The organism is Alkalibacterium pelagium (genome assembly GCF_900109325.1).
In the GTDB taxonomy this organism is placed as follows: Bacteria; Bacillota; Bacilli; order Lactobacillales; family Carnobacteriaceae_A; genus Alkalibacterium; species Alkalibacterium pelagium.
This window is the reverse complement of record NZ_FNZU01000002.1, coordinates 13,797-26,442: the sequence shown is the minus strand read 5'-3', so window position 1 is coordinate 26,442 and position 12,646 is coordinate 13,797. Positions and strand designations below refer to the sequence as shown.

The 12,646-nt window shown below is 41.2% G+C and carries 12 protein-coding genes and 8 tRNA genes; 19 read left to right on the top strand and 1 reads right to left on the bottom strand.

All coding sequences use genetic code 11. The annotated features are described in order from the left end of the window. Nucleotides 1-163 precede the first annotated feature (163 nt). The 7 genes from BMX79_RS01845 to BMX79_RS01815 all read left to right on the top strand — a co-directional run bounded on the left by BMX79_RS01845 (nt 164) and on the right by BMX79_RS01815 (nt 6,151). Nucleotides 164-1,054: a general stress protein gene (locus BMX79_RS01845; protein WP_091478637.1), complete on the top strand. Its 891-nt coding sequence runs from the start codon at nt 164-166 to the stop codon at nt 1,052-1,054. Nucleotides 1,055-1,076: 22 nt separating this feature from the next. Beyond that, nucleotides 1,077-1,949, top strand: coding sequence for an SDR family oxidoreductase (locus tag BMX79_RS01840; RefSeq protein WP_246117622.1), 873 nt, complete (start codon nt 1,077-1,079; stop codon nt 1,947-1,949). 19 nt (nt 1,950-1,968) lie between these two features. Continuing rightward, a complete protein-coding gene (locus BMX79_RS01835; RefSeq protein WP_091478636.1) occupies nt 1,969-2,220 on the top strand; it encodes a hypothetical protein in 252 nt (83 codons plus the stop codon). 179 nt (nt 2,221-2,399) lie between these two features. Then, on the top strand, nt 2,400-3,362 hold the full coding sequence (gene recX / locus BMX79_RS01830) for a recombination regulator RecX (protein WP_170230950.1): 963 nt from the start codon (nt 2,400-2,402) through the stop codon (nt 3,360-3,362). 8 nt (nt 3,363-3,370) lie between these two features. Next, nucleotides 3,371-4,540: an A/G-specific adenine glycosylase gene (mutY, locus tag BMX79_RS01825; protein ID WP_091478632.1), complete on the top strand. Its 1,170-nt coding sequence runs from the start codon at nt 3,371-3,373 to the stop codon at nt 4,538-4,540. Nucleotides 4,541-4,661: 121 nt separating this feature from the next. Beyond that, complete coding sequence (gene ntdP, locus BMX79_RS01820) at nt 4,662-5,198, top strand: nucleoside tri-diphosphate phosphatase (RefSeq protein ID WP_091478631.1); 537 nt, start codon at nt 4,662-4,664, stop codon at nt 5,196-5,198. A gap of 104 nt (nt 5,199-5,302) precedes the next feature. Further along, nucleotides 5,303-6,151 (top strand): SGNH/GDSL hydrolase family protein, encoded by an 849-nt coding sequence (locus tag BMX79_RS01815; protein ID WP_091478629.1) that lies wholly within the window; start codon nt 5,303-5,305, stop codon nt 6,149-6,151. A gap of 96 nt (nt 6,152-6,247) precedes the next feature. Here BMX79_RS01815 and BMX79_RS01810 read toward each other — a convergent pair whose 3' ends face one another. Beyond that, entirely contained in the window at nt 6,248-7,336 is a 1,089-nt protein-coding gene (locus tag BMX79_RS01810) for an FUSC family protein (protein WP_091478627.1), read from the bottom strand. A 165-nt stretch (nt 7,337-7,501) separates the two neighbouring features. Here BMX79_RS01810 and perR point away from each other — a divergent pair, with 165 nt between their 5' ends. From perR to BMX79_RS01750, 12 genes are all read left to right on the top strand, one after another. Next, nucleotides 7,502-7,939, top strand: coding sequence for a peroxide-responsive transcriptional repressor PerR (gene perR, locus BMX79_RS01805; protein WP_091478626.1), 438 nt, complete (start codon nt 7,502-7,504; stop codon nt 7,937-7,939). Nucleotides 7,940-8,053: 114 nt separating this feature from the next. Then, a complete protein-coding gene (locus BMX79_RS01800) occupies nt 8,054-8,959 on the top strand; it encodes a diacylglycerol/lipid kinase family protein (protein WP_091478624.1) in 906 nt (301 codons plus the stop codon). 97 nt (nt 8,960-9,056) lie between these two features. After that, the gene (locus BMX79_RS01795) at nt 9,057-10,721 is read left to right on the top strand and encodes an alpha-amylase family glycosyl hydrolase (protein WP_091478623.1); all 1,665 of its coding nucleotides are present in this window, start codon (nt 9,057-9,059) and stop codon (nt 10,719-10,721) included. A gap of 267 nt (nt 10,722-10,988) precedes the next feature. Then, nucleotides 10,989-11,061 (top strand) — tRNA-Asn (locus BMX79_RS01790). A gap of 9 nt (nt 11,062-11,070) precedes the next feature. After that, a tRNA-Ser gene (locus BMX79_RS01785) sits at nt 11,071-11,158 on the top strand. 18 nt (nt 11,159-11,176) lie between these two features. After that, a tRNA-Glu gene (locus BMX79_RS01780) sits at nt 11,177-11,248 on the top strand. Between the two features lie 10 nt (nt 11,249-11,258). Next, nucleotides 11,259-11,331, top strand: a tRNA-Phe gene (locus BMX79_RS01775). Nucleotides 11,332-11,340: 9 nt separating this feature from the next. Next, nucleotides 11,341-11,421 (top strand) — tRNA-Tyr (locus BMX79_RS01770). A 6-nt stretch (nt 11,422-11,427) separates the two neighbouring features. Beyond that, nucleotides 11,428-11,498 (top strand) — tRNA-Trp (locus tag BMX79_RS01765). A gap of 59 nt (nt 11,499-11,557) precedes the next feature. Then, a tRNA-His gene (locus BMX79_RS01760) sits at nt 11,558-11,630 on the top strand. 6 nt (nt 11,631-11,636) lie between these two features. After that, a tRNA-Gln gene (locus BMX79_RS01755) sits at nt 11,637-11,708 on the top strand. A 152-nt stretch (nt 11,709-11,860) separates the two neighbouring features. Continuing rightward, nucleotides 11,861-12,055, top strand: coding sequence for a hypothetical protein (locus tag BMX79_RS01750; protein ID WP_091478621.1), 195 nt, complete (start codon nt 11,861-11,863; stop codon nt 12,053-12,055). Nucleotides 12,056-12,646: the final 591 nt, after the last annotated feature.

The window sequence follows — 12,646 nt, the reverse complement described above, 5'->3', positions numbered from 1 at the left end:
CTATTAAAATTTGCATAATTTAATAAATATACATTATTAGTTTTTATTCAAAGAGAATCCCCTAATAAGCGTATTCTTTTACAACTTATTGGTTCAATGATACCATTAACCATATAAATAAGTGAATAAAATATGACAAAATTTATGTTGAAAGGGTGATGAAATGGATCGTCACATCTTGGGTACTTTTTCAAATGAAAAAGATACAATTAAAGAAGTTAACCGCCTGATCAGTGAAGAAGGCTATTCTCCGGATGAACTTGCATTGGTTATGGACGAACACAACGAGTACGATGAGAGACTGGACAATTTGAAAAATGTTCAAGTTGATCAAGTGACCGTTGAAGAAGCGGATGACAATGTCTGGGAAAAGATTAAAGAAACATTCTCTTTTGGTTCTTATGACAGTGATGCTTCTCATTCAGTTCTTGAGGACTACGGGGTCCCGCATGACAGAGCCGAACATTATATGGATGCATTGCATGAAGGAGAGATCATCCTTCTGGCTAACAGTGATGCACCACGAACAACTGAGTTATCAGAAGTAAATGAAGAAATAGTAAAAGAGGAGAGAACAAACATGGTAGATAAAGACAAAAGAGATGCACCACTAGACGAGGTAAATTCTGAAGAAGAATCAGCAATTAAAAATGATGAAAGTCAGGATAAGCAACCTAAAGATGTTGAAACATCTGAAACCGATGATGAGTCAATGACCGATTCTATCGACCCTAGCCAGGCTGAGCATACGCGTAAAGAAGAAGTTGAGACAGCTTCTTCATCATCCGATAATGATCACAGCGGTGAAGATCTGAAACAGAATAAAGAAGAAGATCCGGATCTTACCGGAGAAGAAGAAACAGTCGAAGTCGAGGAGTCAGAGCATGGGTATGGAAATGATGTAGCAAAAGGCGTCGTCAAACCAGAACCTAAAAGTCCTTTAAATACTCAAGATAAGCACGAAAAGGACCCTTCGGAGAAATCCGATGCACCCGAATCAGACGCTAATTATCCAGAAGACTCAGAAGATGCTGGGATGAAATCAGAAAATTAAATAAACCAAGGAGCGATTTTAAGTGGGAGAAAAGGATAAGGTAAAAACACAGGAACCTAAAAAAGATTATTTCATGGATGACGAATCAAAAAATATGGACAGGAAACCTCTTATAGAATCCGACAGCTATAAAGCAGCAGGGAAACTTGAAGGAAAAGTTACTCTGGTAACGGGTGGAGATTCCGGAATTGGAGCAGCTACAGCGATTCTATTTGCTAAGGAAGGCGCAAAAGTTGCGTTCACATATCACTCGTCTGATGAAGATGCTACCAGGACTGAAAATCGACTGAAAGAAATCGGAGCAGAAGTTCTCGTGTTTAAAGGAGATGTGGGTGACGAATCATTTGCTGAAGAGGTGATCAGCAGTCTAACTGACAAATGGGGCAACATTGATGTGCTTGTCAATCATGCCGGTGAACAGAGATACCAGTCAAGTATCACTGATATCAAGGCGGAGCAGATTGACCGGACCTACAGAACAAATATATTCAGTATGTTCTACTTTGTAAAAGCAGCTTTGAATCATCTGTCAGAAGGGGCTTCGATCATCAATACTTCTTCTATAACAGCATACAAAGGTAATCCGACACTTATGGACTATTCTGGAACAAACGGGGCTCGAGTTGCGTTTACACGTTCTCTGGCACAGAATCAGGAAATTCTAGATAAGAAAATCAGAGTCAATTCTGTTGCCCCAGGACCTATCTGGACCCCTCTGATTCCTTCAACGTTTCCTGAAGAGGCTCTGGAGGAGTTTGGTAAGGACGGCGCACTTGGTAGACCGGGAGAAGCTTATGAACTTGCTCCTGCCTATGTTTACCTCGCTTCCGATGATTCTAGCTATGTTACAGGACAGACGATTCATGTAAACGGTGGAGTGATAGTGAACGGATAACAAAGTAAAGGATGATAGTATGTCAAAAGATAATGAGTTAAAGAGACCTAACCATAATGAAAGAAATAATGGTGGAGACGACCCCGCATATAATCATGTCGTTTCTCCTGACACTTCTGCTCCTCTTGGGTACATCAAGGATCGTCCCTTGAGAGATAAACTGTCAGAAGAAGAAGTGGACAGGAAAGCCAAAGGAGAGTCTCCCGGAAACGAAGTGGAGCTGGATTTAAACCCTAATCCAGATACTGAAAGTAAAGACGATACTGTTTAATAGTATTAAGCTAGGATACTCCAGTTGAGAGTGTTCTAGCTTTTTTTACAGAATTTAGGACTGCCTGGTAAAGAGGGCGAGCTGACATTTACAAATCCCGACTATGAGCTGCGCACCATTAAAAACTTAGGATAAACATGCTATACTGGGACAAGACACGACATAGAGGAGGGGACAGAATGACTCGTGAAGATGAAATAAAAAAAGCAGCAAAACTGATCGAACTGGGACCGTCAAGTCCAAAAAACAGTGATGCTGATCCGAAACAGAAGAAAAAGTCTGCTGCTCGTAAGAACGGCAACTCTCGGAAAGAGAAAAATCAGAATAATAAGACAGCTGAACCGGACACCTATATTATCACGAAAGTTCAGGCTCAAAAGGCTAAGAACCGATTCAATATTTACATCAATGATGAGTACGCATTTCCAGTTGATGACAATCTCCTTGTTCAGCATAGACTGATTAAAGGCAAAGAGCTGACTAAAGAAGAAATCGATACCCTCAGGGAAAAAGGAGAAATGAGTAAAGGCTATCAGGCTGCTCTTCATTACCTGAATTATAAAATGAGGTCAGAAAAAGAAATCGTCGATTATTTAATTGACAAGGAATACCAGACGATCGAGCCGATCATTGAAAAACTGAAAACTCATCGACTGATCAATGACGAAGAATATGCCAAGAGTTTCGTACGTACAAATAGTCTGCTGAAACTGGAAGGTCCCCGAAAAATCGAGCGCGCTATGGTTGAAAAGGGGCTGAGCAAATCAGACATTCTGACCGGACTGGATGAATACTCTCCTGAACTCCAGGTCGAAAATGCTGAAAAGCTTGCAGAAAAAGTACTTAAACGCCAGCGTAACAAATCAAGTAGAGAAATGAATCAGAAAGTACGTCAGCAGCTGATGACCAGCGGATTCGATTCAGATGTGATCCAGCTGGTCATGGATGATCTGGATGTAGACCAGTCGGATGATGAGGAATATGAAGCGCTCAAGAAACAAGGAGAGAAAGCCTGGACCCGTTATGCCAGGAAATATAAAGGATATGATCTTTTCAGTCGGACCAAAGCTTTCTTGTACTCAAAAGGCTATCCATCTGAACTGATTGATCAGTTCATTAACGAAAAAAAGGAAGATGAGTGACTAATTGTATGAAGAATAAAGACTTACTGAAAGAAAAAAGCATTATTATGTGGAACGAGGATAAGATAGAGGCGTTCCAGAAAACCCTCCTTGACTGGTATGATGCAAACAAGCGTGATCTGCCCTGGAGAAGAACATCCAACCCTTATTACATCTGGATTTCAGAAATCATGCTTCAGCAGACCCAGGTTGATACGGTGATTCCTTACTATGAAAGATTTATTAACACCTTGCCGGAAATCAATGATCTGGCAGAAGCTTCTGAAGATACGCTGCTTAAATTATGGGAAGGTCTCGGTTATTACTCCAGAGTGAGAAATATGAAGGTGGCAGCAGGACAAATCATGGCTGATCATAACGGAATCTTTCCTGAAGATTACGAGGCCATTAAAAGTCTGAAAGGAATCGGGCCTTACACAGCAGGAGCGGTAAGCAGCATAGCTTTCAACCAGCCTCAGCCGGCAGTGGATGGCAACGTCATGCGCGTGCTGAGCCGTCTGTTTGAAATCGAGCTTGATATCGGCAAGCCTTCAAGCCGTAAGGTTTTCGAGGAGATGATTCGATTACTGATCGATCGGGAACGGCCAGGAGATTTTAATCAAGCCTTGATGGACCTCGGCGCCACTATTTGTACACCCAAGAATTACAAACCTGAAACGAGCCCGGTCAAGGACTTTAATGCGTCATATTTAAATGAAACATGGGAAAGATACCCGATAAAACAAGGGAAGAAAAAAGTCAGAGAAGAAGCTTACATCGCTCTAGCCGTTTCGAACGATAAAGGAGAATATCTGTTTCAAAAGAGAGGATCGGAGGGCGTTCTTTCTGGTATGTGGACGTTTCTCATGATCCCTGCAGACATACTTGATGAAGACGGATGGAAATCATTCGGTGGATCAGCTGAATCATTAACACAGGTTCAATCTGAGATTCTGGTTGACTACATCAAAAAAGAGTATGGTCTGATTATTGCATTTAACAACTCGTTGAAAGGGACTTATACACACATTTTCTCTCACTTAAAGTGGCATCTGTCCATATATGAGGCAAAAGTAGTGGCTGAAACTGTAACAGGTCACTCGCTTCATCCGATCCATCCAGATGATTTTTCTGACATAGCTTTTCCAGTTCCGACTCAAAAAGTATGGAATATGGTCAATGCAATCACCTTATTTTAGAGATTAGATGCCCGAATTGTTTAATCATTCTTCCCTCAAGAGTATTTTATGATATAATTACTCTTGAGATTTGGGAAACAGGCTATACTTTTTCTAAAATGATTAGAAAGTTGGAACATAGATGAAATTTCCGAAAGAAGGGGAGTTCATCACAATCAAAAGCTATAAGCACGATGGCAGTCTGCACCGTACCTGGCGCGATACAATGGTTCTCAAAACTACAGAGAATGCCCTGATAGGTTGTAACGATCACACTTTAGTCATTGAATCCGACGGACGACGATGGAAAACGAGAGAACCCGCACTTGTGTATTTCCATAAACACTACTGGTTCAACATCGTCACTATGATTAGACAAAAAGGGACATCGTATTACTGCAATATGGCTTCGCCTTTTCTGATCGATGAAGAAGGAGCTAAATATATCGACTACGACCTTGATGTCAAAGTTTTTCCAGATGGTGAAAAACGTCTGCTGGACGTAGATGAATACGAAGAGCATGGCAGAAAATGGGATTATCCGGATGAAATCGATCTGATTCTAAAGGAGCATATAAAGATTCTAGTTGAATGGATCAACGAGGAAAAAGGCCCTTTTTCAGAAGGTTATGTAGACTTGTGGTATGACCGGTACAAACAGCTGACCGGAAAGAAATGATTGTGAGGAACGGTACAGTAGAAAGGCAGCCCAGCCTTCTACTGTTTCCTTATGTTTAAGCTTAAATAAGTATAGTTATCATACATAAGAAAGGACAACTGAATATGAAAAAGAGCATCATTAGTATTCCGATTCTTCTTGTCGCTTGTGTTCTGACTATTTTCTTCGGGCAGCGCTACGCAGCCAACCAGAGAGAAGAAATGACCGAAGAGCAAGTGGAAACAATTCAGGAGGAACCTGTAGATGGAGAAGATGAGCCTGCAGAAGAACCTGTCGAGCCTTCTGCCGACTTAGAAGATTACGAAGGGCGACTGGATACATTGTCGCATATCGATCGAATTGATTACCTGTCACTAGTTAATGAAGAGGTTTCCGTGGCATTTTTTGGAGATATTGACTTAAATTCAGAGTGGATGAACTCAGTTACAGAAGCCATCGAATCTGCAGCAACAAATGGGGCAGATATCCTTGATTACACAGAAGCTGGTCTTGATTCCTACGAACTGTATATCAGACAGACCTCACAGCCTCTCGTTGCAGAGAATCCGGACATGATTTTATTCGGTCTTCCAGCTCTTCCTGACAAAATAAGAGATATTGGACTTGCTGAAACAGAACAGTATATGACCAGCATCTTAAACAGTTTTGCCGCTCTTGAAGTATCTGAACTAATCCTACTGGAACCTTATCCGGTCGTACAAGAAATTGATCAGCTTAATTCACGCTCACTGGACTACCGGAGCTACCTGAACCGGATGAGAGAACTGGCTCAAGTCAGAAATCTCCCAGTTATTTCGCTTCATTCAGAGTTCACAGAGAGAGCACAGGAAAGCGGACTTGAGTCTTATTATAATCCTGACGATTTTTCACTGACTGCTGAAGGTGAGCAGCTCGCTGCTGACATAGTAACCGACCAGTTAAATGAACCTGTCAGTCTTCCTGATGGGGAATAATGTGAGATTAATTTAATAGGTAACGAAAAGCCCATGAGGTGCAGAGATAGTCCAGAGTGAACTGGTTCATTCCTGCATCTCATGGGCCTTATTTTTTTAATGCAACGAATCAACGGTTGACACATTGTTTCTATGACTGGTCTTATAGCTGCTTACCAGCTTATTCAGATGCTGAAGGTTTTCTTCATAAATCAGAACAACTGACATCAGATGAATAACCGTATTGCTCTGACCATAATCGTTTTCCAGATACGACTCCAGGCTGGCTTCATTAAAGAATGACTGCATAAAAGTAATCCTGAGATCTGATTTGTAGGCGATGAAATTGACTTCCTGCGGTAAAACTCGTCCGTTCCATTTCAGGATGATCTGTTCATGAGCAGACATCAGGGTTTCCAGACGTTCTCTAAGGAGGACGCGAAGTTCTTCAGGGAAATGATTGTAAACATTTTCCGACTGATGCAAGGTCTTGACCAGGTGATATGCTGCTTCGGTCGTTCGAATAAACTGACGATAGACAACTAGAAGACGAGTCAGTGATGTATCGCCATGTTTTCTCCAGCGGCTCCACTCTGTATCCTGGAGGAAAGTCAGAAATGTTTTCATGTCACTGATAGATTTGTCTATAGATTTCAGATCAGTTCTCATAAGAGAATACTGAACATTTTTTCGAAGGCTGACTCGCGTAAAACGAGTAAGGTCATCAGTAACCTGATTAGTCAGATGAAATAGTTTTTCTTCGTAGTTAGGCGGGAGAATGAAGCGATTGATTAGGAATGCAATCCCGACTCCGATAAATGTAGCAAGTACACGAATCGTCGCATTCGTATAGATGTCTCCATCAGTGGACAGCATGATGATGATTAGTGTCATTGTAGACAGACCGATCACATTGTTCAGCTTCATCTGATGAAGTATGGCAATAAGTATGGCTGTTGCAAAGCTGATAATGACGATGGATGTTCCAAAAGCACTGGCCATGAGCACGGCGACGAAACCGCCGATGGTATTCGCAACCAGACGATCCACCAGAGTCTGATACGATTTCTTGACAGATGGCTGCATGGAAGCAACGACCGAAATACCTGCAAGTGAGGCGCCTTCTTCAAAACCTAAAGTAAGCGGGATGAGCAAGGAAAGGAAGACGGCAAGACTTGTTTTAAATGTTCTAGCTCCGATTTTCATATCGTTTGATTCACTCTTTCTGGTATGATTAGACTAAGTATACTACAAACACTTTAAAACTTTAATAAAAACCGAACATAAGGCTGACATCTTGTTGCAAAAAATGATTTAAAACTGTATCATTTGTTTAGACAGTAGGAAATATACCAAAAGGATGGATAAGTAATGAGTTACCTGGTTGAACAATCCATTGAACGCTTAAAATTCAATAATATTAGAATCACCCCGCAAAGACATGCCATACTGGAATATCTGATCGATCAGGATAATCATCCTACCGCTGATGAAATTTACAAGGCACTCGAAAGTCGTTTTCCGAGTATGAGTGTAGCCACTGTATACAATAATCTGAGACTATTTACTGAACTCGGTCTGGTCAAGGAAATGATGTACGGAGACAACTCAAGCCGGTTCGATTTTGCTTCTACCGAGCATTATCATGCAATTTGTTCTGAATGTGGAAAAATTGAAGACATTTATTACCCTGGTCTGGATGATGTCGAAGTAGTTGCTAGTAACCTGACTGGTTTTGCAGTCAATTCTCATCGTCTTGAAATTTACGGACTCTGTCCTGATTGCCAGAAAAATATAGAGAATAACTAATACCGTGTTGAAGACTGGTGTCGTGATAAACGTCGCCAGTCTTTTTTACTCTATATATCGAAACAAGTGTAGTACAATATGCCCATAGGTGAAATATAGAATAGAGGGATAGTAATGAACGATATCATGATTATTGCAAATCCGTCTGCCGGAAAAAAACAAGCAGAAGAATATGCAAAAAAAGCCCGTGATGTCCTGGGTAAACAGAATAGAGAAGCACAGATCAGATTGACGGAGAAGAAGGAAGACATTTCTAATCTTGCAATAGAAGCAGCCTGCAAACAGTATAAATCAATTATTGTGCTTGGGGGAGACGGTACGGTATCTGAACTGGCCAATGGGCTGATCGATCAGGACTATAAACCATCGATTGGTATCATACCGTCGGGAACTGTCAACAATATAGCAAGAGGACTAAATATATCAGTAAATCCTGAAGAGGCAGTGAGGGATTTGACAGCCTGTCGCGAACAGAAAGCGGATGTCGGAAAAATTAACGGGCAGCTCTTTTTGAGTTCGATTTCGGCCGGATCCCTGCCTGAAACGGTCTGGGAAGTCAGTGATGATCAGAAAGAGCGGTACGGTACAGCTGCATACTTTATAGAAGGAATCCGAACATTAAGAGAAGAAGAGTGCTATGATTTTGAAATGGAAGTGGATGGCGTCAGTCACAATAAAAAGCTCAGTCTGCTGCTGATAGGGGCCTCTCATTCAGTAATGGGTATTCCTCAATTTTTCAATGATGCTGGAGTGGATGATGGACATCTATATATGTTAGGTGTAGAAGAGTCCACTATAAGTGAAAAACTGTCGATTTTTTCCCAACTGCTGAGCAGGAAATCAACTTTGAATGAGTCACAGGAGAAAGCGTTTGTTCTGCCGTTCAAACAAGCGGAGATAAAAACTGACCATCCTGATGTACATGTAGCCATCGATGGTGAAAAAGGGCCTTCTTTCCCGGCACATGTCGAAGTTTTGCCAGGTTTTCTGACATTCCTTGTTCCTTCTGAAAAAGGCTGAATTTGCCATGTCTGAGACACACCAAAAGACTATTAAAAACGGTTCTGTTATTATAGTATAAAAACAAGTTCACAATCCATATTGAAGGAATGATTAAATGAACAGACAGTCATGGTGGGAAGATGCAATCATTTATCAGATCTATCCAATGAGTTTCAATGATAGCACAGGTAATGGAATCGGAGACATCAATGGGATTAAGGAAAAACTTGATTACATTAAAAGTCTAGGCGTCAATACTTTGTGGGTCAACCCTGTTGTCCTGTCCAATCATGTAGACAATGGATATGACGTGATCGACTATACAAAAGTAGATCCTTTGTTCGGGTCGGAAGAAGACAGCCGATCCTTTATCGAGGAAGCCAAAAAGAGGGAATTCAGACTGATTTTTGATTTTCCCCTTAATCATACATCCGATCAGCACCCCTGGTTTAAAAGTGCTTTGAAAGGAAAAGATGATCCATACCGCGATTATTATATCTGGGCAGACTCAGAAGGAGATCCTTATCCAAATAACTGGACGGCTGGCTTCGGAGGTCCGGCATGGACTAAAGAGATGAACGGAGACCAGTATTATCTCCACCTGTTTATGGAGCAGATGCCAGACCTGAACTGGGATCACGAGCCTTTGAGAAAAGAAATGGCTGAAGTGATTAATTACTGGTCAGATCAGGGAGTAGACGGTGTAAGAATGGATGCCTTCATCTATATCGACATTGACAAGGAGTTTCCTGAACATCCTGAAGATTTCGGTTCAGCTCAAGAAGTCAGTTCGAACGGAAAACTGATTAAAGAGTACCTGACAGAAATGAATGAACGGATCAATAAAGAAGAAAAAGAGATTTTTATGATTGGTGAAGCCACTAGTGCTGATGCTGAGAGGATCCATTGGTATACAAATGATAATATGGTCGACAAAATTATTTCTCTTCAGCATTTTACTGATAAAGAAGAAGATAAGATAGAAGATCTGCCTAAAGAGAAACAGCATGTTCCCTTAGATATGACTAAGTTTAAGGACATGCAGAAGGCGTTTCAGGAAACCTTGTCCGATAAAGGAGGTCCTATTCTTTTCTGGAATAATCATGATCGTCCGCGTGCACCTCAAAAATACGGAGATATGGAAGAATACCGTGATGAAACAGCAAAAACAATGGCAACCTTACTGTATCTTCAAAGAGGAATTCCAATCATTTATTACGGTGAAGAAATCGGGATGAATAATGCCTGGTTTGACGATCCGGGAAACGTGACGGATTCAGGTGTCAGAGAATTTTATAACTCGGCTAGGGAATATGGCTGGAGTCATGAAGAAGCGATGAAAAATATCAATCTAACTGCTAGAGACGGTAGTCGAGGGATCATGCAGTGGACGGACGACAAATATGCTGGCTTCACTGATGATGCTGATCCCTGGATAAAGTATAACCGGGAAAGGAAGTATAATGTACGAGATCAGGAGAAAGACGAGAACAGCATTCTGCACTATTACAGAAAGCTGCTCGATTTGAAGAAGACCAATTTATTTAAAGATGGAGACTGGTCGCTGGACGATGAGACTAGAGAGAATCTGTATGTTTATGAACGAACCTACCAGGATCAGAAAGGCCTTGTCTGCTGCAACTTCTCTTCAGAAACAGAAACGTATCAGATCAAGTCATCAGACTTTCCTGGAGAAATGGTCCTGTCGGTAGGAGAAGTTGATGTTACTGATACTGAAATTACTCTAGGTCCATATAGTTCATGCGTCTTGGTGAACTGATTAAATCAACTGTATAAGAAATAGTTGAATCCCCGGACGTGCTGTCACAGTGACGAATTCGGGGATTTCTGTCTTTATAGTACTGAAGCAATTTTTCCGGTCATTAATCCGGTATTGCTTCTTTCTGTACAGATTGATATAATTATAGGAGAAGTAAGCGTATTTACTTCTTGTTACGAGTATCATCATTATATGATCAGCAAGATATTGTATTGACACTGTGGTAGACAGGTGTTATGATATAAGAGTTGCTGAACAAATTAACTATCCGCAATAGCTCAGTTGGTAGAGCGCACGACTGTTAATCGTGTTGTCGCAGGTTCGAGCCCTGCTTGCGGAGTTTTCTTATGGAGAATTGTCCGAGTGGCTGAAGGAGCACGCCTGGAAAGCGTGTATACGGTTTTTCCGTATCGAGGGTTCGAATCCCTCATTCTCCGTAGTTTTAATTTTATCACGGCCCCTTGGTCAAGCGGTTAAGACACCGCCCTTTCACGGCGGTAACACGGGTTCGAATCCCGTAGGGGTCATACATAAATAGGCGCTGTAGCTCAGTTGGTAGAGCAACGGATTGAAGCTCCGTGTGTCGGCAGTTCGACTCTGTCCAGCGCCATTATATTCTGGAGGGATAGCGAAGTGGCCAAACGCGGCGGACTGTAAATCCGTTCCTTCGGGTTCGTAGGTTCAAATCCTACTCCCTCCATTCTTTAGGGGTATAGTTTAATGGTAAAACTATGGTCTCCAAAACCATCGATGTGGGTTCGACTCCTGCTACCCCTGTTAGCGTAAATTTGCATGACATCTTTTGACAAGTATGCTATGCTTTTAATAAGAATATGGCGATTGTGGCGAAGTGGTTAACGCACCGGGTTGTGGTCTCGGCATTCGTGGGTTCGATCCCCATCAGTCGCCCTTCAATGGGCTATAGCCAAGTGGTAAGGCAACGGGTTTTGGTCTCGTCATTCCTAGGTTCGAATCCTAGTAGCCCAGTTTTATATCAATCCTTGTACTGACTAAGTCATGCAAGTGCTGATCATATGGAACTCAATGCCGATGCATTGAGTTTTCTTTGTATATCACGTGCTTTTCCAGTTCGCGCGATTGACTGGGGTGCATAATCTAAACAGAAAAGGGTTTTTATCATGGGTAAGAAACATGGCATTTTTTTGCTGTCGATGGGAATCATCATTTTAGTGCTGTCTATTTATATAGTCTTTTTAGATCCGATTGTCGGTGGAGTAGGTCTTTTAATAGGAATCTGGAACATCTTCATAGGTATACGAACAATCAGAGGGAAATGGTTCTTTGGTTCACGATTCAATGATGAGGACGAGTAGAATAAGTGAGTAGGGCGTAATGACCTGTAAAAGGGTACACGCTCTTTTTTTGTTATTAAGATGGCACTTCCTTCAATGTTTTTCCTGATTTGATCAAAGAAGAAGATAGTAATAAGTCGTGTAGATGCTTAATTTCAGATGATTACTTTTTAAATTGCTTGGTGATGTCAGAGCAGGGAGAGCCTAATCGTACGTTCAGGTTGAAATGGGGAGTAAGGTATAGCTAAAATCAGTCTACTTACATTACAGAAATGCATATGAATTTGGAAGTGTCATTAGGTACCATCTAGTTATAGCTTAACATTCAAATTCTATTGGATTCTCTAATTAGAAGCCTTCTAGCTGTATCTTTGGACTTAAATAAGACGTGTACTAAAGCTAGAAGCCGTGTAGTTAAATAATATGGAGGAAAGTCAGAAGTAAACTACAAGTAGAACCCTTCTTAATAGTAACTCATAGAGGAAATAAGATATCAGAGTACAAGTAAACAGTAATATTGAAACTCTAAGCTTCTAATACTTATCCATAGGGCAGCTTAAAACGCGTAAAAGTAAAATCACACTACCAAATGAAAAAGCATCCGAACCTATA